The 20214-nt window shown below is 55.8% G+C and carries 23 protein-coding genes; 9 read left to right on the forward strand and 14 right to left on the reverse strand.

Annotated features, from left to right (window positions below; translation table 11 throughout):
• Positions 1-75: 75 nt before the first annotated feature.
• Positions 76-987: an alpha/beta hydrolase gene (locus ACCD05_RS09610; RefSeq protein WP_413392215.1), complete on the forward strand. Its 912-nt coding sequence runs from the start codon at positions 76-78 to the stop codon at positions 985-987.
• A complete protein-coding gene (locus ACCD05_RS09615) occupies positions 984-1772 on the forward strand; it encodes an enoyl-CoA hydratase/isomerase family protein (RefSeq protein WP_413392217.1) in 789 nt (262 codons plus the stop codon). Before ACCD05_RS09610 ends, ACCD05_RS09615 begins: the two co-directional genes overlap by 4 nt.
• Positions 1773-1808: 36 nt before the next feature.
• On the opposite strand, the gene flgD is transcribed toward ACCD05_RS09615, so the two are convergent.
• Together flgD and ACCD05_RS09625 are read right to left on the reverse strand one after the other, a co-directional pair.
• Positions 1809-2285: a flagellar hook assembly protein FlgD gene (flgD, locus tag ACCD05_RS09620; RefSeq protein ID WP_413392218.1), complete on the reverse strand. Its 477-nt coding sequence runs from the start codon at positions 2283-2285 to the stop codon at positions 1809-1811.
• Positions 2286-2425: 140 nt separating this feature from the next.
• On the reverse strand, positions 2426-3070 hold the full coding sequence (locus ACCD05_RS09625; protein ID WP_413392220.1) for a TetR/AcrR family transcriptional regulator: 645 nt from the start codon (positions 3068-3070) through the stop codon (positions 2426-2428).
• A gap of 266 nt (positions 3071-3336) precedes the next feature.
• Here ACCD05_RS09625 and ACCD05_RS09630 point away from each other — a divergent pair, with 266 nt between their 5' ends.
• The gene (locus tag ACCD05_RS09630) at positions 3337-3843 is read left to right on the forward strand and encodes a helix-turn-helix transcriptional regulator (RefSeq protein ID WP_413392222.1); all 507 of its coding nucleotides are present in this window, start codon (positions 3337-3339) and stop codon (positions 3841-3843) included.
• A gap of 47 nt (positions 3844-3890) precedes the next feature.
• On the opposite strand, the gene ACCD05_RS09635 is transcribed toward ACCD05_RS09630, so the two are convergent.
• Positions 3891-4589 (reverse strand): helix-turn-helix transcriptional regulator, encoded by a 699-nt coding sequence (locus ACCD05_RS09635; protein WP_413392224.1) that lies wholly within the window; start codon positions 4587-4589, stop codon positions 3891-3893.
• Between the two features lie 174 nt (positions 4590-4763).
• Here ACCD05_RS09635 and ACCD05_RS09640 point away from each other — a divergent pair, with 174 nt between their 5' ends.
• Positions 4764-6632, forward strand: a complete 1869-nt coding sequence (locus tag ACCD05_RS09640) for a putative bifunctional diguanylate cyclase/phosphodiesterase (protein ID WP_413392226.1) — start codon at positions 4764-4766, stop codon at positions 6630-6632.
• Between the two features lie 129 nt (positions 6633-6761).
• Positions 6762-7790 carry a sensor domain-containing diguanylate cyclase gene (locus ACCD05_RS09645; RefSeq protein WP_162725120.1) on the forward strand — a complete coding sequence of 343 codons (1029 nt, stop codon included), beginning with the start codon at positions 6762-6764 and terminating at the stop codon, positions 7788-7790.
• Here ACCD05_RS09645 and ACCD05_RS09650 read toward each other — a convergent pair.
• The 9 genes from ACCD05_RS09650 to ACCD05_RS09690 all read right to left on the reverse strand — a co-directional run bounded on the left by ACCD05_RS09650 (position 7780) and on the right by ACCD05_RS09690 (position 14387).
• Positions 7780-8787, reverse strand: a complete 1008-nt coding sequence (locus tag ACCD05_RS09650; RefSeq protein WP_112943992.1) for a GlxA family transcriptional regulator — start codon at positions 8785-8787, stop codon at positions 7780-7782. The genes ACCD05_RS09645 and ACCD05_RS09650 overlap by 11 nt on opposite strands.
• Before the next feature lie 302 nt (positions 8788-9089).
• Positions 9090-9803 (reverse strand): CbtA family protein, encoded by a 714-nt coding sequence (locus ACCD05_RS09655; protein WP_112943993.1) that lies wholly within the window; start codon positions 9801-9803, stop codon positions 9090-9092.
• Between the two features lie 10 nt (positions 9804-9813).
• Complete coding sequence (locus tag ACCD05_RS09660) at positions 9814-9999, reverse strand: CbtB domain-containing protein (RefSeq protein ID WP_112943994.1); 186 nt, start codon at positions 9997-9999, stop codon at positions 9814-9816.
• 41 nt (positions 10000-10040) lie between these two features.
• Positions 10041-10367 carry a nitrile hydratase accessory protein gene (locus ACCD05_RS09665; protein ID WP_112943995.1) on the reverse strand — a complete coding sequence of 109 codons (327 nt, stop codon included), beginning with the start codon at positions 10365-10367 and terminating at the stop codon, positions 10041-10043.
• A 7-nt stretch (positions 10368-10374) separates the two neighbouring features.
• Positions 10375-10992 (reverse strand): nitrile hydratase subunit alpha, encoded by a 618-nt coding sequence (nthA, locus tag ACCD05_RS09670; RefSeq protein ID WP_112943996.1) that lies wholly within the window; start codon positions 10990-10992, stop codon positions 10375-10377.
• A gap of 26 nt (positions 10993-11018) precedes the next feature.
• Positions 11019-11762, reverse strand: coding sequence for a nitrile hydratase subunit beta (gene nthB, locus ACCD05_RS09675; protein WP_413392231.1), 744 nt, complete (start codon positions 11760-11762; stop codon positions 11019-11021).
• A 30-nt stretch (positions 11763-11792) separates the two neighbouring features.
• Positions 11793-12293, reverse strand: a complete 501-nt coding sequence (locus ACCD05_RS09680; RefSeq protein ID WP_112436203.1) for a DUF1097 domain-containing protein — start codon at positions 12291-12293, stop codon at positions 11793-11795.
• Between the two features lie 24 nt (positions 12294-12317).
• Complete coding sequence (locus tag ACCD05_RS09685; protein WP_413392233.1) at positions 12318-13292, reverse strand: CobW family GTP-binding protein; 975 nt, start codon at positions 13290-13292, stop codon at positions 12318-12320.
• 363 nt (positions 13293-13655) lie between these two features.
• Positions 13656-14387 (reverse strand): SDR family NAD(P)-dependent oxidoreductase, encoded by a 732-nt coding sequence (locus ACCD05_RS09690; RefSeq protein ID WP_413392235.1) that lies wholly within the window; start codon positions 14385-14387, stop codon positions 13656-13658.
• 110 nt (positions 14388-14497) lie between these two features.
• On the opposite strand from ACCD05_RS09690, the gene ACCD05_RS09695 reads away from it, so the two are divergent.
• Positions 14498-15082 carry a TetR/AcrR family transcriptional regulator gene (locus ACCD05_RS09695; protein WP_112945893.1) on the forward strand — a complete coding sequence of 195 codons (585 nt, stop codon included), beginning with the start codon at positions 14498-14500 and terminating at the stop codon, positions 15080-15082.
• Here the strand turns inward: ACCD05_RS09695 and ACCD05_RS09700 are convergent, their stop codons facing one another.
• Positions 15083-15802, reverse strand: coding sequence for a hypothetical protein (locus ACCD05_RS09700; RefSeq protein WP_413392237.1), 720 nt, complete (start codon positions 15800-15802; stop codon positions 15083-15085).
• A 97-nt stretch (positions 15803-15899) separates the two neighbouring features.
• Here ACCD05_RS09700 and ACCD05_RS09705 point away from each other — a divergent pair, with 97 nt between their 5' ends.
• From ACCD05_RS09705 to ACCD05_RS09715, 3 genes are all read left to right on the forward strand, one after another.
• Positions 15900-16346: a winged helix-turn-helix transcriptional regulator gene (locus ACCD05_RS09705; RefSeq protein ID WP_413392239.1), complete on the forward strand. Its 447-nt coding sequence runs from the start codon at positions 15900-15902 to the stop codon at positions 16344-16346.
• A 128-nt stretch (positions 16347-16474) separates the two neighbouring features.
• On the forward strand, positions 16475-18394 hold the full coding sequence (locus ACCD05_RS09710; protein ID WP_413392241.1) for a methyl-accepting chemotaxis protein: 1920 nt from the start codon (positions 16475-16477) through the stop codon (positions 18392-18394).
• Positions 18395-18484: 90 nt separating this feature from the next.
• Positions 18485-19507 carry an NADP-dependent oxidoreductase gene (locus ACCD05_RS09715; protein WP_413392243.1) on the forward strand — a complete coding sequence of 341 codons (1023 nt, stop codon included), beginning with the start codon at positions 18485-18487 and terminating at the stop codon, positions 19505-19507.
• A gap of 48 nt (positions 19508-19555) precedes the next feature.
• On the opposite strand, the gene ACCD05_RS09720 is transcribed toward ACCD05_RS09715, so the two are convergent.
• Positions 19556-20140: a TetR/AcrR family transcriptional regulator gene (locus tag ACCD05_RS09720; RefSeq protein ID WP_413392245.1), complete on the reverse strand. Its 585-nt coding sequence runs from the start codon at positions 20138-20140 to the stop codon at positions 19556-19558.
• Between the last annotated feature and the right edge of the window lie 74 nt (positions 20141-20214).

Below are 20214 nucleotides of genomic sequence, written 5' to 3' on the forward strand. Positions count from 1 at the left end.
GAACGGCACGTAGGTTATAAGTCTCATATGCCCCTAATTTCAAGAGGCCTCTTTAAATCCATCGGAGGAATGGCTTTGAGTAGACTTAATGTGGAATTTCCGGCCGAGGGTGGCGTGACGTTGAGCGGATGGCTTTTCATTCCCTCACGCGGCGACGGTCCATTCCCGGCGATATCAATGGCCCACGGCTATGCCGGGGTTAAGGAACAGGGCCTGGAGCCATTTGCGAGAGCGTTCGCCGAGGCAGGTTTTGTAGTTCTCCTTCACGACCACCGCGGCTTCGGTGCTAGTGGTGGAGAGTTGAGGCACGACGTCGATCCTTGGCGACAAGTTGCCGACTGGAGACGTGCGATTTCCTATCTTGAAGCAAGACCAGAGGTGGACAAGGATCGCATCGGCGTTTGGGGAACCAGCTATGCCGGCGGCCACGTAATAGTGCTTGGTGCGACGGACCGACGCATCAAGGCGGTTGTTTCGCAGGTTCCCACTATTAGTGGATTTGAACAGGGTCTCCGTCGGATTCCGCCCGACGGCATTTCGAAGATCGAGCAGATGTTCTCCGACGACGAACGCGCTCAGCTGAAAGGCGAGCCGCCGCGACGCCAAGCAATCGTTAGCGCCGACTTATCTGTCCCCGCTTCTTACCGAACCCCTGACGCGATCTCGTTCTATACCCAGGAAGTTCCTGAAGGGGCTTGGGAAAACAACGTAACAGTCCGCTCCACGCGTGCAGCTCGAATGTATGAGCCGGGAGCTTGGGTGGGACGTGTTTCGCCAACGCCGTTACTTCTCGTGGTCGCCATGAATGACACGATTACCGTGACCGACCTCGCGCTCGCTGCCTACGAGAAGGCCCTCCAACCAAAGAAATTGGTTACAATCGCCGGCGGGCATTTCGACCCATATCTCGATCAATTTCCCGCATCGAGTTCGGCAGCCGTCGCATGGTTTCTAGAACATCTCGATAGCAAGGAGATTAAGCCATGAGCCACCTCGAATATATTATTGAAGATGACATCGCTCTCATCGTCCTACAGAATCCCCCGCAGAACCGACTTTCGCCGCAGATGCTGGAGGAGTTTTCCGCGGCGATCGATGCGATTGGCAAGAGTGAAGCACGGGCATTGCTGGTAACCGCCGAGGGGCCTGATTTCAGCTTTGGCGGAGATATCGTGCCTTGGGTCGATCTGAACGACAGAGAGCTCCGAACGCTTTTCGAAGGATACCTAAACGCATTCAACAAATTCGAACGTCTTTCCATTCCGACAGTAGCTGCCGTTCGAGGTCTTTGTTTTGGGGGCGGCCTCGAGCTAGCAGTGCGAGCGGATGTTATCTTCGCGGCGGAGGGTGCGAGGTTCGGCCATCCAGAGCAATCGCTGGGCATCGTCACGCTTCTCGGAGGTGTCTATCGGGTTGCGGAAAAAGCGGGACGAGCGAAGGCGATGGAATGGGCTTTGACTTCCGAACAGGTTCCGGCAGAGACCATGGCACTCCATGGTGTCGTCAACCGTGTGGTCTCTGCCGACGACTTGGATGACGAAGCCCATGCATTCGCTAAGCGCGTTGCGAGCGGCCCAACCAAAGCACATGCCGCTCACAAGGCGCTGTTGCGTATCTGGGCGTCCGGTGGGGTCGCCGTAGCGGATGAAGCCATGTTTGACATTGCGATGCCGCTTTTCAAAACCGCCGACGTTGAACTAGCGTTGCCGACATCGGTCGAACTTTTCAAAGCCGGTAAGCCGCGGCATGCTTTTGATTTCAAGGGCAAGTAGCGACCGACGAGCGCCTGCCGCTCGGTCGGGCGCTCTTTAGCCCTGGTTGTTTGTCTTGGGCGGCCCGTCGCTGATTGTCACACCCGGGCCGACCAAAACTTGTTTGCCGTTGTCGAGTGTAGCGATTAGCCCATCGCTATAGACCTTCACCGATGAGACTGTACCTGAAATCGGGTTGTCGCCAGCGGTCTCGACGTATTTGCCGACGTAGCTCTGCGCGATTTGCAAGCTACTTTGCGTCAGCAGGCTATCCAGCTTTTGATTAGACTGGATCGTTTGCTCCACCTGCGAGAACGTTGCCAACTGGGCGATCTGCTGGGCGGGATCGGATGGTGCGGTGGGGTCTTGGTTCTTTAGTTGAGCGATCAGTAGCTGCAGAAAGCTGTCGTAGTTGAGCGTCGCCTTGCTGCTTGCCGTCTTCTCGCCGGTCTGCGCAGGCGATTCAGTTGAGTTCGCCGAACCGGCCCCTTTTTGCGTGTCCACGGTTTTGTTTACTTGCCCGACAACTGTCATGGTGTCCTCATTCGGATTTAGCCAAACCCACCGACGCCTTCGATCATTTCTCAACTTGGATCGACTCAAACATGATGGTTATCATGCTTGATATCGAATTTCCAAGATGCGCAACAGGCCTCTGCAGGGAGCTCACCCGATTAGTTTTGAAGGCCGGTCGAAGTCGTCCGATCTAGTTCCTTGAGGCTCGCTTGAAGTATCTCGTCTGAAAGGGGTGTGTCGGCACACATACGAGAGAGAACGATGGCTCCCACCATGGTCGCAAATTGAACGACTGCCTCTGCCCTGGACGAGGTGCGGCTCGAGGCTTCGATCCCCGCTTCAAGCGTCTGGATATGATGCTCGATGTGGATGGCGGTTACTTCGCGAAAGGAGGAATCGCGGGAAATCTCGGGGCCGCATGCGGCAAGTATACAGCCAGTCTCGGGTTCATCGCGGTGAGACTTCGAGACGTAATGGCGATAGATGCCGGTGTTCCCATCCTTCTCGGCTACTTCGGAGAAGACTTTCACAGTGTTTGCTGCGGTCTGATCAATAACGTCCTCGATGAGCGCGTTCTTCGAAGCAAAATGATTGTAGAATGGACCGTGGGTAAGGCCGGTCGCCTTCATAATGTCGCTGATTGAGACCCCTGCAAACCCTTTCGCCCGAAAAGCTCGGGATGCCTCTTCCAATATTTTCCGGTGCTTCTCTTCGGTTTCTTCAGGAGGATATCGCACACGTTTCTCCGTAGTTGCGCTTGACGTGTTGGCGTCAACACGTGCAAGAAAGGGAAGCATGATCATTAACATGCTTTCCGTTTTCTCTCAACTCGAGCGTTTCTGTGTCAGCTACGTATCGCTTTACGGCGCGCCCGCCTCAAGTGGTCGCCAGATTTGGAACGCAAGTAAACGAGGCTTCAAAAGCTGTTCTCGCGGAAGCGATAGGGGACTTTGCCACACGTCAGCACTTCCCACGTTTTTTGGTAACGCGCTTTCCAGAGCCACACGAAAGGCCTTCCGATGAGTTGTTGGTGTGTACAAATTGGCCACGTCAACTCTATGAGCACTACGTGCGCACCGGCGATTTCACGAAGTCGGGCTTCGTTACGCACGGCACGGCGAGCGTTCTGCCGATCGCGGGACCCGATATCCTTCTGCCTCACCACGCGGGGGACGAACTGCGGCGTATTGTCAAGTCACGCTCATTGGAGCGCGAGAAGATGGGATTCAGTGTCGGTCTTACAGGTTGCGACACGAATGCCCAACGCTATGCGCTCATTGTATCACGAGCTGATCGAGGCCCGACGTGCGATCTTGTCCCGATCGCCTTCGGCTTCCTGGAAATCGTCCATTTGTTTGCTTCTGCGCGGGGCATGACAAGTCCTAACAAGTTGTCGAACCGAGAGAAGGAGTGCCTCGCGTGGGCCGCTGCTGGGAAGAGCAGCATCGAAACAGGGCTGATCTTAAAATTATCGCCTCATACTGTGAACGGCCACGTGAAGAGCGCTGTTCGGAAACTAGACGTTGTCAACAGAATGCAGGCTATCGCAAAAGCGTGCCGGCTAAGGATCATCTGATACATCTGCAGGCAATCAAACGATGTACGTCTCGCCACCCGACTTTCTTAGATCAGACCGCGCCTTATCGCCATCGCTACAGTCTGAACGCGATTGGTCGCGCCAAGTTTTTTGGCCGCGGTGAGAAAATGACCGTTGATCGTCTGCGGAAGCAGTCCGCACTCGACAGCGATCTGCTCACTGGTCAGGCCTTGCTCGCAAAGCGCTAAACATCGTATCTCGGTGGCGGAGAGCCGCAGGAAGTCCGCTCCGTACCGTGCCATTATCGACTTCGTAACGCGGTCATGAAGCGGCGGAGCGACAAGTGCGAGATAGTCGATTTCGTCTGGAAGGAAAGCGCTGGCTCTCGCAACGATTACGGCCCCGAAGCTGACTCCGTGCCGCTCAACGGGTATGATTGCACGCCCGAATATCCGAAAATCCGCGAGGAGGGACTGCAGCCCCGAAGGGGAATCAAACTGCTTGTATGCTTCAAGATCGGATAGCGGGCGGCGCTCGCGATAAGCCGATAGGACGAGTGGATCTCGCTCGTTGAAGTTTCCAGCAATGTATTTCTCAACGAAGAGCGGCGGAAAATCAGTATCGACCGATCGTGCTGTACCCGCCTCGAAGCCCGGCAGATCAAGTCCGCATACCCAGATGTAGTCAAACGACACCGCATCTCTCATCCGACGAAGCAAGGGGTCGTCCTGAAGCCGGCGTTGAGCAGGGACCGACCGCAAATCTGGATAGTTTAACTCGTGCATCTGGCGGCCCCACTCTGTGTCAACAGTATCGCTGAGATATGCGAATGAAAGCCCTCAGGCAAGCTTGAGTGATTCACGTTTCCTTAGGTTGTATACCATACTTTTTGACCCGAAATGGCACGGGCTTGGAAGCTGGGTGCAAGGCGCCTACCAACTTGCGATCAAGAGATCCACATGACGAAAGCTTACACTCCGGCAGCGTTCGAGCCTGGCGTTCAGGCCGCTCCTCCTATTCTGAATTTCAAAGATCCTGGCGAAGATCAGTACGGGCGTTTGCTGCGCGACCGCGAGGCACGGCTTCGAATTCTCTCCAAGCGGCTCGACCTGACGCTCCAGGCTTCGGGGGTAGGCTCGTGGGAATTTCATCCGGACACCGGGGTCATGATTTGGGACGATCGGATGCGCGACATCTTTGGCGTTGCATCCATGAGCGAGACGTTGGGATACCAAGACTTCAGGGACCTACTGCATCCGGAGGATGTCGGCGTTGTTGAAGACGCGATGGCTTCCGCTCTTCTTGAAACCGAACCGCTGCGCGGTGACTTTCGGATCATAGACGGAACTGGCAATGTCCGCTATCTCCGCGCGCACGGGATCGTCCATACGCTTGAAGACGGTGAGCGTATTCTCATCGGGGCGAACTGGGACATCACGGACGACGTCCAAGCCAAAGAAATTCTCAGAAAAGCCGAAGAGCGGGCTGTTGCGCAGAACAGCGAGCTCATCGCAATGCGTGCCGAACTGGAGTTCCAAGCTTGGCACGATCAACTAACCGGTCTAGCGAACCGCCGTTACATTGAAAGAAATCCGGAACGCCTTTTCGGGCCGATCGCTAAGAATGATACGATTGCGTGCCTTCATATTGACCTGGACCGTTTCAAGGCAGTCAACGATACCGGAGGTCATGCCGTCGGCGACCAAGTTCTCCAGTCGATAAGCCGACGTCTCCAAAACCTGTGCGAAAAGGGCGAGGTCATCGCCAGGATCGGAGGCGACGAGTTTATCGTTCTGGCTAAATGCGGCGGCGAACGAGCGGCAATGACGGGTTTGGCCACCGCCATAGTTTCGGCCTGCCAGGAACCCGTTACGGTGGGTCGTCGGAGCTACAGGGTCGGCGCTAGTGTAGGGGTGGCCTTCCAGATCGGCGGACATTCGGTATCTCCGGTTATCTCTGACGCGGATATGGCACTCTACGAGGCCAAACGGCGGGGAGGGGGAAGATACGCGGTCTATTCGCCGCGGTTGAGGGCAAGCGCTCTCAGCGAAGCAGCAGCAGTCGATGACGTTCTGAGTGCGCTCGATAAGTCGGAGTTCGTTCCATTCTTTCAGCCGCAGGTCGACGCTCGAACCCGGAAGGCCGTAGGTGCAGAGGCACTCGCGCGCTGGGACCATCCGGCGTTGGGCGTTCTCGCACCAGCTCATTTTCTGATGGCCGTCCAGCAGGTAGGCCGCTTGGGCGACCTTGACGGTATGATACTCAGGAAGGCTTTGGATGCGTTTGAGGAATGGCAGCGACAGGGTGTCCCCATTCCTCGCATCAGTGTCAACGTTTCAGCGCAACGTCTCAAAGACGAGTCCTTTATCCAGAGCTTGGGTGGGATAAGCTTTCGAAAGGGAACACTGTCTTTCGAACTGTTGGAATCGATTTCGTTCGAGGATTCTGACTTGCAGCTGGCTCAAGCTGTCGAGCAGCTCCGAAAGCGCGGCATTCAGATGGAGCTTGACGATTTCGGCACCGGACATGCCTCAATCGTGAGCCTTATGGACCTTAGGCCAGACCGTCTCAAGATCGATAGGAAGTTGGTTGCCCCGATCGTGACCGATGCCGCACAGCGGAGGTTGCTGGCGTCGATAATCGATATTGCGAAAGCGCTGAACATTGAAGTGGTCGCGGAGGGTGTTGAAACCGTCGCTCATGCCGATGTGCTCGAGGCTCTAGGATGTGACGTGTTGCAGGGTTATCTCTTTAGTCGTCCCGTAGCGGCCGGTGAGCTTGCTATGGTTGTAGCGAGAATTGACGAGGCGGCAATGGCAAAGGGTTAAGTCTGCTTTAACCTATTGCGCATAAATTTCGCATTATCGTCGGCGTTCGCCACATCAGGTAAAAGCCCCTCCAGTTCGACAAAATCTATGAGACATCTTCATACAAACACACCACCAAGGACATCTGCGGTGCGGTTTCTCGACGACTCCTTCACCAAAAATTTCGAGGAAAGAAGGGACGAGATCGCTCGACGTTACCCGGGGAACGTTACCAGCCAGTCTGAACATCTGACCTTACGGCTCGAGCTGGCCCTTGAAGCGTTGGAAGCGGGCGTGTGGGAATATCACCCCCGATCAGGCGAGCTGCTTTGGGACCGCCGGATGCGGGAGCTGTTCGGGCTCTTGGATGGGGCCGTTCAAGGGCTTAGCTATGACGACTTCAAAAAGTCGCTACACAAGGACGATCTTTTGCTCGTCGAGAATGCATTGTCGGAGGCACTCGAGACTGGTCGACGCTTGAATGGCCAATTTCGGATAACGAAGCCCACAGGCGGTCTTCGTCATCTCAGGGTCAGTGGGATGCCCTATCAGTTGCCGACAGGTGAGACGATTGTCGTTGGCGCGAATTGGGACGTCACAAGCGATGTTGTTCTGCATGAGGAACTCAGAGCAGCCGAGGTGAAAGCACGCGCTCAAAATGAGCAGCTAGCTGCTGCACATGCGGAGATGGAGCGACTGATGCTCCACGACGCCCTGACGAACCTGCCGAACCGCCGCTACTTGGATCGATTTATCGAGGAAAATTTGGGGTTAGGCCTGAAGACCGCCTGTCTCCAGATTGATCTCGACCATTTCAAGTCCGTCAACGACAGCGATGGGCATGCGGTCGGTGACGAAGTGCTCAAGATAGCCGCGGACAGGCTACTAAACGAAGTGCCTGAAGGCGGTTTTCTGGGGCGACTGGGTGGTGACGAGTTCCTGGCTTTGATCGTTGGCCCGGGCTCGGACTTGGAAGCGCGCGCGATAGGCGAGAGGATGCTGAAGTCCTTTAAAGTTCCGATGCTCGTGGCCGGCGGATCCTATGATATCGGTCTAAGCATCGGCATTGCCGTCAGCGACGACGGCGTCGCCACAAAGTTGATGGCGGCGGCCGACGAAGCGCTATATAGGGCGAAGAGCGCAGGTCGCAGCCAATATGCCGAGAGCGTTAGTTGCTGAGTTGCACGACCGTCGACGACTTCGCCTGTGGCAATCTCCGCCACGTTCCTGCAGGTTGGAATCTTGCGCGGTACTCGTTTGGGCTGACACCGATCGTCTTGGCGAACGCCCTACGCATGGCGTGGACGTCTACGAAGCCTGAGACTGAAGCGATACGCTGAAGTGGCTGGTCAGTATCCTCGAGCAAGCGACGAGCAGCGTCCGTTCGTGCCGCGGTAATGAAGTCGATCGGCGTCAACCCAAGCTCTTGGCGAAAGACCCGTCCGAAGTTGCGCGTACTCATCCCTACCTTGCTTGCAACGGTTTCGATAGATAACGAGGAAGCCAAGTTTGCCAGGATGAAATCCTGGGCGCGTTGGATAAGTGTGGTTTCCGACATCTGCCCCACAAGATGAGCGCTGAACTGGGACTGTCCTCCCGGCCGTTTCATGAACATGACCATATAACGCGCGACAATCAAAGCCACTTCGCGCCCGTAGTCCTCCTCCACGAGGGCCAGAGCGAGGTCTATTCCGGCGGTCACGCCTGCAGCGGTTATCAATGCACCGTCTCGAATGTATATTGCGTCGGCATCCAACTCGATCTCAGGAAATTCCTTGCTGAATTTCGGTGCACATTCCCAATGCGTGGTGACTCTTTTTCCATCCAACAGCCCGGCGGCTCCGAGGAGAAATACGCCGGTGCAGATCGATCCGTATCTGCGGACAGTGGGGACCCGCCGCTGGAGCCAGGAGATCAAATCCGGGTCTATAATCTGAAACGACGGGTCGCCGGCTACGAGAAGGGTGTCGATCGGCTCGTCGGGGTCGAAAATTGTTCGATCCGCCACGAAGCGCAATTGCCCCGTACCCCCGATCGAGGATGCTCCGGTCGACATGATTTGGATGTCGTACTTCGTCATGTCTCCCAAGCGACGCGCAGCTTCCCAGAAGACTTCTGCCGGTCCGACAATGTCGAGTGACTGAACTCCCGGAGGAGCGAGGATTACGATCCGCATGTGCAGTTCCCCTTTTTAAATGCCGCAGACTTTCAACATGCAAGTTACTTGCCAGATGGCAGCTCGCCTAAGGTGCCGGCTGTTCAAGTGAAAATTCGTGCCCTGCTCGATCTTGGCTGTCCTCAGTCGCACATCGACCGCACGGGTGATCGCGGAAACGTTGTTTCTAACAAAATCCAGGCAGTCTTGCTTTTGCGGTTCGCGCCCGAGGAGGACGCGAAATGCAAGTCTATGGATGTAGCAGTTTCCACCGTTCGGCGCGGAGAACCGAACAGCGTCTGCATCCGAAGCCCATTCGGGATTCATGCTGCGGGCCGGAGCCTGTGATGGATCGCAGCGCCTAGTGATCCCAGCATGATCCAGAAAACGAAGCTTGTGATAACCGCAGCCGCTATGAACCTCTGTTCCAATTCAGCGGGAGCCACGCCATGTTCGCCCACAGGAGCTGACGGCGCGCCAACAATATGTGGCGCGGCGATCAAAGCTATAGCAGGAATGAGCGCCCATCCGGTCCGGTTGAATGCGAACAGGGCAATGCCGGTCGCAGTCGCGAAGGCCGTTCCAACCCACCAGATTTGCCGAGCGTCGAGCGGCGCGGAAGGCGTACCAGGCAATTCAGGAGGTAGTCCAAGCATCGGAGCCAGCATGACGGAGGCGAAGGCAGCGAGGCCCCAAAGGAGACCCTCTCGCCAAGTGACGGTCGTCCCACGCAGTGAGATCAAGCCGATCAGAACGAGCGAGTAGCCAATAGAGGTGAGTACATTGGCGGCGAGCGTGAAGGATAGCCTCTCTATGCCGTCCTGCGGCTCCCAACCGCCTTCCTCATGCTGGTGCGTTTCCGTCGGGCCGCTACTGTGCTCAGCGCCATGGTGGTGTGCCGAGTCTCCGGCTTTCTCGAACACCTCGGCCTGCGAGATGAGCTGTATGGTCCCGAAGAACTGGACGACGGTTATGGCGGATCCCACGATAAGGCCGACAATAACCGAGGCGAATACGATTGATCGAAGAAACGGCATCACCTAACTCCTAATGGCAGGGGAACGCGTTGGCGTGGCGGGTATCGTGCGCGGCGTTATGGACGGCCTCGAGATGTGAGAAGCCGACAAAGCCAACTATCATCACGCCGAAGAATACCGCCGTTGCGGCCTGGGCAAGCTTGGAGATCGCGCTCGAAGCAATCGGGCGGGATAGAGTTGTTGTTACAGCTGACATTGATGATGTCTCCAATGTATGTGGTGTGATTGTTCTGCCGATCAGGCCGCAAGCGCGGCCATGATCTCATTGCTGTCGACGATGCCTGCCTTCACTATCGCCTTCTCAAGGGCGGTGAGAAACTGATCGTAGTAGTTCCACGTCGACTGATCTTCGGGATGGTCGTCTTCCCACAACTTGATTGAGGCGATCAGCTCGTCCCTGAAGTCATCCCACTCGAAGTAGCCGTTCTTCGCCAAGGCGAGAGCCATGCCGAAGGAACTGCGCTCCCAATCTGATCCGAAGCAAAGCGTTCCGTTGGCTCGGGGAGGATTGTCGGGCTTTCCCATCATCTCGGTTACCGCGAAATGTTCGAACTGGGTGAGCATGTTAACCTCACGCTGCCTGTGAAATGGCGACGCCCATCATCGCTTCGGGTGTCACCAGGGCTTCGAGCTCTGTTTCGGACAAGCCTTCGGTACCAGCAGGCCGCTCGGGGATTACAAACCACCGGATCTGGGCGCTTGAATCCCAAACTTTCACCTCGACGTCGTTGGTGATCGCCAACCCGAATTCTGCCAGAACTGCGCGAGGCTCTCTTGCCGCCCGGCTGCGGAATGTCGGGTCCTTGTACCAATAAGGCGGTAGACCAAGGACCGGCCAAGGGTAGCAGGAGCAGAGGGTGCATATGATCAGGTTGTGAACTCCCGGCGCATTGGCAACAGCTCTCATATGCTCACCCTCTGCGCCCGCCATGCCCTCAGGTAGGCTCAATTCCGCGATCGCTTTGGGCGTGTCTTCTACGAGCCGGTCCTTGAAGGATGGATCGACCCAAGCTCTTGCCACGATCTTCGCGCCATTGAACGGTCCCATCTTCGTTTCGAAGAACTCGAGAACGGTGTCTACCGTGCTGTCTGTGATGACGCCCTTCTTGATGAGCAGGGCCTCAAGGGCTCGAACTCTCGCGGCGCTATAGGCTTCACGATCAGCCCGATACTGGAAACGGTCTTGCATTTCATTTCTCCAAGTTACGTTGTTGCTTACGCAGCCTTTGCCGTCGCGAGAGCTTCTGGCTGCCTGACGTAGTGTGCGTAGAGATCGGCGTAGAGCGAGAAGTTTGGTTCGGCGTTGCCGGGCCATAATTCGGCAGGATCGAACCGGACGCAGTAGACCGGCATCGCCGCTCCGATGCCGTCGGTGCCCGTGTCGCAGAGGTAGGTGTAAGCGCCCGCATAGACGGTTTCGATCGTGCCGGTCTTCTCCCGCAGAAAGCCAGGGAGGCGTGTGTGCTCGATACTCGGCACATTCAAGATCGATACTTGGTCGCCGGCTGAAAAATCGAATGTCACTGCGACATCACGCTTTGGACTGTCGCCCTCAACGAGATACTGCACGACCCGATCGTCGATCGCCTGCTCGCCATACGAGGGTAGCGATTTCTCAGGGGCGGCATAGTACTCTTCGGTAAGCGCGTCGAGTTCGTCGGCCGTGATATAGCCCTGGTCGATAAAGTACCCGGAAATTCCACCCAGCCACTTCTCGTAGTAACGATACTTGAAGTAGTCGAAAGGGTTGAGACTTTCCGCGCCTTTCCGAAGGTCTGCCCACGTCCATATCGTAGTGAAGGCCGAGGGTGTAGCGGGGAGGGGAAGCTGCGACGACAGAGCCATCATCGCGGTATGGATGCCAAAGATCCTGGTTTCCCATTGCTCGACGAACACCCGCGTCTCAGTGCTGACCGGGCCAAGTCCTTCCAGGCCGCCAAGATAGTGTTGAAGCTTCATTGCAAGGGTCCTTTCCTTTTCGTTTTCGGATTAAGCGGTTGCCGGCTTCTTGCCAGCCAAGAGGTTGGTCCCGATCTCGGAGAGCAATCCAAAGACCCCACCCAGGAGCATGGCCGCCATCGCTACCATCGTTGGATGGTTGAGCCCCGATGTGGTCACCGTTGTTCCGGTAGCCGCAGTGGTGCCGACCAATGACGCGAAACCGAATACGATCGCCGGCGGGAAGTTGAGTATCGGGATCGCGGAGACCAGAACCATTGCCGATGTGCCTGCACCGACAAGGATAGCTGCGAAGATCGGATGCTCGGGACCGAATTGGATGATTAGCAGCGTGATCGAGGCAATGATAATGCCGGTCCAGTTCGACACGATGGATTTGACAAGACCTTGCTGTCCCCCGCCACAGGCGAAGAAGGAGGCCCAGGCAATAAACGTGACCCAGACGGGCACTGGAAAAACAGTTGCGGTGATGTAGGTATCGATAGCGCCCAGTACGCCCAGGCTAATCATTGCGGCGATAAGTGGTGGCATTTGTCGTCTCCTGTTCTGAGATGGTTAGGATGCAAGTGCGGGGAGAGAGGAGAGGCAGCTTCCGACGCCTTCGCGCAGCATGGCCTCATCGATATTGCGCCCGATGAAGACGATCTCGCTGCGGCGCTTTTCAGAATGCGCCCACGGCTTGCCCGGGCGGCCTTCCAGTGTCATGTGAACACCGTGGAACACATAGCGTCGTGCCTCGCTCGAGAAGCTCAGTACGCCCTTCATCCGAAATAGGTCTTGGCCGATTTCCTGAACAAGGCGGTTGAGCCATGTATTGAAGAGGCCTGGATCAAGTGGCGCTTCCTCGCGAATGGCCACACAGCCAATAGACTTGTCGTGTTCATGGCTGTGTTCATCGAGTACAAGCGGGTCGATGCTAAGGATGTTTTTGAGATCAAACGCGCCGATATCCAAGACGTCGGCGGAGGCTATCTGGCAACGGCTCGTCCGAACGATACGCGCCAGCGGGTTCAACAGCCGCAACGTCTTCTCCGACTGAATTACAAGAGCGTCCGGCACCAGATCGGTCTTATTGAGTATGATCAGGTCTGCAAAACTGATCTGCTCGACGGCTTCGTCCTGTGTCAGCTGCTGCTCGACATGCAGCGCATCTACAACGGTCACGATCGCATCGAGCTGCAGGCGTGCCGAAAGAACTTCGTCCAGTATGAAAGATTGGATGACGGGGGCGGGGTCTGCCAATCCAGAGGTCTCGATAACAAAACGATCGATCTGCCGCCCCGATCGCAGGAGCTCTTGTATTGCGCTGATAAGGTCGTCCCTCACCGTGCAGCATATGCAACCATTGTTAAGTTCGACGACGGCGTCTTGAGTGTCCACTACGAGTTGCCCGTCAATACCGACCTCGCCATACTCGTTCACAATGACTGCAATCCGCTCGCTTGAGCTCTGTGAAAGTAGGCTGTTCAGCAACGTAGTTTTCCCTGCTCCGAGAAAGCCGGTGAGGATTGTCGTCTTGATCTTGGACATTGTGGCTCCGCAGCGAAGGCGCGGTTCTCCGTTCCCGGTGCGAGGCACGTTCCGGGCCTTCTGATCTGTATTTTGGACTGTCGCCGATCGAGCGGCTTGAGCTGGATTACAGGCCAATGCGTGTTATTGCACAACAGGCTGGGTGGTGCGTTTTCCGCCAAAGAAAGCGAAAATCGCGCCAATATATGCAGAAAAAATAGGCTAGATTAAATAATAGGCAGCAAAGACGTTTGTTAAGCAAGCTCTGCCTAATGTGTCGGCTTGCGATGATATAGGCTAATCAGGCTGCTTCGGTCGCGCCGCAAAGCAAAAGGGCTCGCAGCGAGCGAGCCCTTTCAGTTGAGTTATTGACGGCACCACAAATTAAACTTGAGCCCAGCCCCCATCTACCTGGAAATCCGCTCCGTTAACGTAACTCGCAGCCGGACTAGCTAGGAAAGCGACCACGTTGGCGATCTCATGCGGATTCCCGAAGCGGCCTGCCGGTACTTGAGCCGCGATCATGCCTTTGCGCTCTGAGGACATGATATCGGCTGTCCCCTCGGTATCAATGGGGCCGGGGCTGATCGCATTCACGCGGATGTTTCGCGATTTCAGGTCCGTTGCCCATACCCGCGCGAAGTTTCGTATTGCGGCTTTCGTTGCGGAATAGACGCTGTTTGCGGGCAGCCCTTTGCCCGCGACAGTGGACGACATCAAGATAACGGATCCGCCATCTGGGATCAGAGGTAGCGCTTTTTGGACCGTGAACACCAAGCCCTTCACATTAACGGAGAAAAGCCGATCAAATTGCTCTTCAGATATCTCGCCGATCGGTGCGAAGTCGATGATGCCCGCATTTGCGAAGACAACGTCTATTTTCCCCGCTCTCTTTCTGATCTCGTCAAAGAGAGCGTCGAGGTCGCCCAATCTCGATGTATCGCCGGTTATCCCGACAACGCCCTTTCCGATCTCTTTCGCGGCGGCTTCCAGCTCGGCGCTTCGTCGCCCCGTGATAACCACCTTTGCGCCTTCGTTCGCAAACTGCTTCGCCGTTGCGAAGCCGATCCCGGTGCTGCCGCCAGTGACGAGCACTACCTTATCTTCGAATGACATGCTCTTTCTCCGAAACGTTAGAGTCATTTGTTTTGTAACGATCGCTATGTTATGGATGAGGTGTCGCTCGGTCAACGTTTTATAATGATCGATACAAAATAGGAACGCCGATGGCTCGCCCGCGCAATTTCACAACCGAGGAAGTGCTCGACAAGGCGACAGAAGTATTCTGGCGCTGCGGTTATGAGGGGGCGTCGATATCGGAACTGAGCGACAAAATGGGTATGAGTCCGCCCAGCATCTACGGAGCCTTCGGAAGCAAGCGAGGCCTGTTTGATGAAGTGCTCAACCGGTATGACGCCGGTAGGCTGGTGTTTTTCAGTTGGATTAATGAAGCGACCTGCGCACGAGGAGTGGCGGAGCGCGCCCTCTTGGGGATTGCTGACGCGATGACAAAGGATCCTGGCAGGCTTGGTTGTCTTTTGCTCCAAGGGGGCGTCTCATGCGGACCGACTTCCAGCGAGGTTCCGACCGAGTTGGCTAGGAGGCGTAGGAAGCTTGAGTTGTCTTTAGCGAGCCGTTTCGAGCGCGCCAAAAATGAAGGTGATCTCACGGAGTCCGCGGATCCTAGTTTGATCGCGCAATATATTTCGATGGTTTGGGACGGCCTTGGAGTCAGGGCGGCCGCGGGGGCATCGAGCGGAGAGTTGCGGGAGATCGCTACCCTCGCGCTCAAGGCATTGCCGATCAGCTAGCTACTTCACCGATACATCGTGAATGTCGATTGAGACAGCCACTCGGTCCAGGATCGGTCGATTGTCAGCTCCCTTTGCGTAAACCCGACGCTTTGTAGGTATGACGATGCCGTCAAAGACTTTGGGATCCGTAGCATAATTCGCACTGGAGGTGCCACCGAGGACATCGGCGCTGTAGTCGTGCCGCTGGAGGATGCCAGTTTCGTCGAAATAAAAGATTTGCTCCGCCGAATGGCTCTCGATCACGGCGGGGAATGTGACCTTCAAGCGACGCCAAAGTTGGCCATCCTCCTCCCATGGCTCGATTTCTTGGGACCGGAACCCCTCCATTTTGAACAGGAACGGCGTCGTTAAGTAGGTCCAAAGCGCGTACCCCGCAAAATACAGGAGGTTCTGTCGATCCCAGGGTGTTGTGAGGCCATGACCCGCAAATGCCTTCCGTGGAGCAAAACGCTCGTCGATGATGCCTCCGGCTTCTTGAGAGATCACACGGGTGTGTGTCGGTTCGAAAATGCCAAGCTGGTCGGAATCGACGAACGGAGCAATTCCAGAACGCTGATGATGTGCATCCACCGTCACTCGCACGTCCAGGAAGACCCCCTGCCATCCTTTCAGGTCCGTTATTCCTGTTGCAGTGTAACCGACTGAGAGCTGATTGATTTTCTCCCAGCGTGCCCAGCCGCCGTGAGCTTCGATCGCGAGGTCCAGCAAATCCGACATTCAAAAACTCCGATAGTAAGGAAGGTTTAAATTTGAAACCCATCGACAGCTTGTCAGTTTTGGTTTAATTTTGCAACCGCATAAGGAGTGGACGATTTTGCACGGCAAGAAAACGGATCTAGCAAGCAAAAAATGTGGGATCGCGCGGAGCCTCAACGTCATCGGGGATTGGTGGACGCTGCTGATCGTCCGGGATGCCTTCAACGGAAGACGCCGCTTCAACGAGTTTCAAAAGAATCTAGGAATGGCGAAAAACATTCTCTCGAGCCGGCTCAAGAAACTTGTTGAGGAGGGGGTGTTCTCGGTGGTGGAGGACGACGGGTCGGGTTCGGGCCATAACTACGTTTTGACGCCTAAGGGAGAGCAGCTCTATCTTGTACTCGTCGCGCTGTGGCAGTGGGGAGAGAGCAACTGCAAGGAAGCTGGCGATCTCGACCACGAAATGGTGGATGCAAAAACGGCGCGTGCTCTGCCGCAATTGAAATTACTAGCCCACGATGGGCGCGAGTTGGGGCCGCGTGAATTCAAGATGAAGGCGATTTGATCTTGGGTCGGGGAAACTCAATGTTAATACATGTGTAATAGCACATGTAAAATACTGCGGAACTCAAAGCATTCACGCCGTGTAGTGCCTTACCGCAGCGCCCTTCTTTCAAATCCTTAGGAGCCGCTATGCAGCTGCGTGGCAGAATCTATTCCATCGTTAGCTTGATGGCCTTCGTCGCATTACTCATTGGCATAGTGGGAATTTACACCCTTACCGTCTATGACTCTCGTGTATCCGAGCTTCAAAACGTCGCTACCCGTGCAAAGATGGGCGAGCGCTTGAACCGATTGGTCACGGCAGTGGTCATGGATCTTCGCGGCGCTTATGGTGTGGCGACACCAGAGGATGCAAAGCCTTATGCGGATGGCGCGCTCAAATCTCTGGCGAGCATCGAAGACTTACTTCATAGATGGGAGCCGCTTGTTCCGACCAGCCAGCTATCCGATTTTAGCGGCATGGAAAGCACGGCGCGCGCGTTCGTCGAGTTGAGATCGCAGGCCGCCCGTATTGCGGTGAGCGAAGGACCTGATGCAGCGGAAGCGCTCGGCAACAAGGATCGTGCTAATCGCCAGCTTCTCCAGGCGGATATAGATAAGGTATCGCACGAGGACGAATCCAGACTGGAAAGCATCGCAACGGATCTCAAGGTCTTTCAGAGAGGCGTGCTTGTAACCACGCTTGCGGTAACCCTTGTGGGCGTGATCTTGGGAATCGCAGTTGCGTTCTACATTGCGACCTACCAGATAAGCCGCCCTATCCGGAACGTCACGAGGACGATGAAATGTCTGGCCGCGGGAGAACTCGACACGGCCGTGCCGTACGTAGGTCGTTCCGACGAAATCGGAGAGATGGCGGCAGCCGTCGAGGTTTTCAAGCGCAATGGCTCCGACGTGGAGCGGATGAGCGCGCAAGAGCTTGCCTCGCGATTGAGAACCGAAAAACTTCAAGCAGAGATGTCCAAAGTAGTGTCGGCTGCTGTCGGTGGTGACTTCTCCCTTCGTGTCACGCCTGAACACGGAGACGCGCGACTTAATTCCTTTGCTCTTGAGGTCAACGCGCTTCTTTCCTCCGTCGAAACAGGTGTTGATGAAGCCGGCCGCGTAATCGATCTTTTGGCTCAGGGAAATCTGACGAGCCAGATGTCGGGTGAATTCAAGGGAGTGTTTGCTCGATTACAGGAGAACGTAAACGAGACAATTGATCGCTTGCAGGAGACTATCTCCGACATCAACGCGGCAAGTGATACGCTCACTGGCAGCGGCACCGAGCTGCGTATCGCATCGGACAAACTTTCGAAGAGAACCGAGCAGCAGGCCGCGGCTCTCGAAGAATCATCCGCGGCGCTCGACGAAATCACGACGGTTGTCCGAGCCTCGTCCGCCAACGCAAGCCAGGCCAGTCGAATGGTTTCGGAGACACGGTCAACAGCAGTTGAATCCGGCGTCGTAGTCGGGAAGGCGATTGCTGCGATGGCTGATATCCGAAATGCGTCCAATGACATCACCCAAATCTTGAGTGTGATCGATGAAATTGCGTTCCAGACAAATCTCCTTGCTCTTAACGCTGGCGTGGAGGCGGCGCGCGCGGGGGAGGCAGGAAAGGGGTTCGCCGTCGTCGCGCAGGAAGTTCGTGAGCTAGCGCAACGATCCGCTGTCGCTGCGAAGGACATAAAGTCACTGATTAGCAAATCTGCGGAGAGTGTTCGGACAGGTGTTGACCTCGTTGAGCGGACAGGCGCGTCGCTACAGGCGATGGAAGATCAGATCGTGCAGATTGATACACTGGTGAACGCGATCGCCACGGCGGCTCGAGAACAGTCAACCGGTCTCAGCGAAGTCAACGTTGCAGTCAATCAGATGGACAACGTGACGCAACAGAATGCTGCCATGGTTGAAGAGACTTCGGCAACGACGTACCGGCTTTCCATTGAGGCAGAGGCGCTAGGCCGGCTGGTCGCGAGGTTCCAACTCCGTAATCAAGCGCAAATTCGCTCTCCAATTTCCGACCGGTTATCTGTTGTTATTGGTGGACGGTCTGAGCGCTAGCAAAACGAGCTTACCCATCGTTCGTTCGGAGACAAAACTTCCTTTTACTGCCAATGGGAGCGGTCGCTCCCTAGAAGAATGGAGTTAAAAATGAAAACGTCCCGTCAAATTGTTTTGGCTAGCAGGCCGATCGGTGAGCCGATCCTGCAAGACTTCCGTTTGGAGGAGGTGCCAATTTCAGGCGTCGGTAACGGAGAGGTTGCGCTGCGAACTCTCTATCTGTCGCTTGATCCGTATATGCGCGGACGCATGAGCGACGCCAAATCCTATGCAGCGCCCGTGCCTGTGAACGGTGTTATGGACGGCGAGACGATTTGCGAAGTGACTGAGTCGAAGCATTCGAACTACCGTGTCGGAGATATAGTGCGAGCACGTACCGGATGGAGAACGCACGCGACGTTGAGTGCCGATACGCTGAAACCCGTAAAAACTAATGGTGCGCCGCTCACGACCGCGTTAGGCGTGTTGGGAATGCCCGGGTTTACAGCGTACAGCGGTATGAAACTTCTGGGTCAACCCAAGTCGGGCGAGACGGTAGTCGTCGCGGCAGCCTCTGGCCCCGTCGGATCGCTTGTTGGACAGTTAGCGAAAATGGCGGGGGCGAGGGCGGTCGGCATCGCGGGCGGCGCTGAGAAATGTGCTCACGTAAAAGACGAGCTGGGTTTCGATGTCGCGATCGACCACCGTTCGAGCAGTTTTGCCGCAGAGCTGGAAGCTGCGTGTCCGCAGGGGATCGACGTCTACTTCGAAAATGTTGGAGGCCACGTCTGGGATGCAGTCCTTCCGTTGCTGAACAGGTTTTCCAGAGTGCCAGTGTCAGGTTTGATTGCGAATTATAACGATCCGGAAAGCGCCGGGCCCGACAAGCTGCCGGCAACGATGAACGCAATTCTACGTCGAAGCATTCTGGTGCGGGGATTCATCAATTATGAATTTGAGAACGAACACTACGATGCTTTTCTAGCTGAGCTCGCACCTAAGGTCGCGGCTGGTGAGATTAAGTATCGCGAAGATATCGTTGACGGCTTGGAACACGCGCCCGGCGCCTTCATTGGGATGCTTAGCGGCAAGAACTTCGGGAAACTTCTTGTGAAGGTGGCTCAGGACCCTTGACTCGTTCGTTGCTACACGCTCGTCACGAATAGGCGGCGTGTAGCATGTTCAGGCGGCTGGCCTCTCGGCGGCGTCGGCGAGGAGAGTCTCTGTTGCGGCTTTTGCAGCGTGAAAAGGTCGGGAGTTGCCGTACGCCTGCGACAGCAGAAGGGCACCTTGGAAGAGAACCGTAATCTGCATCCCCAAGGTTTGGGCCTCTGCAAGGCCGGCTTCTTGGCATAAACTCACAAATTGCGCCTCAACATAAGCGCCGAGCTCGCGACACTTGAGCAGCAGTCGCTCGCTTTGCCCCGGGAATTCCTGTGAGCCGCGGATTGCAAGACATCCGCGGCACTCCGCCTCAAGCATCTCTCGCCTGGTGTTGAAGCACATCAAAATCTTTGCCCTTGCTTCGAGGCCGGAGGCGTGCACGGGTTCAAAAAGTGTTTTCCCCACGGAAACAGCGTAGGTCGCGAGAACCTCTTCGATGAGCTCATCTTTCGAAGGGAAGTATTTGTAGAGCGTCCTCTTCGAAATCCCACTTCCGGCGATAACGGAGTCAACTCCCGTCGCAAGAAACCCACCGTCGTAAAAGCGAGCTAAAGCAAGCTCGACGATCTCGCTTCGTTTTGCGGGCTGCGCACTTCCGGTCATGGCGTGTCTCCTTCCAGAGCCCAGATAGCACGTGGGATTGACTCGGTAAACCGATCTGTTTACCGATGGAGTGT

The sequence above is a fragment of the Rhizobium sp. Rhizsp42 genome (assembly GCF_047304155.1).
Taxonomy (GTDB): domain Bacteria; phylum Pseudomonadota; class Alphaproteobacteria; order Rhizobiales; family Rhizobiaceae; genus Rhizobium.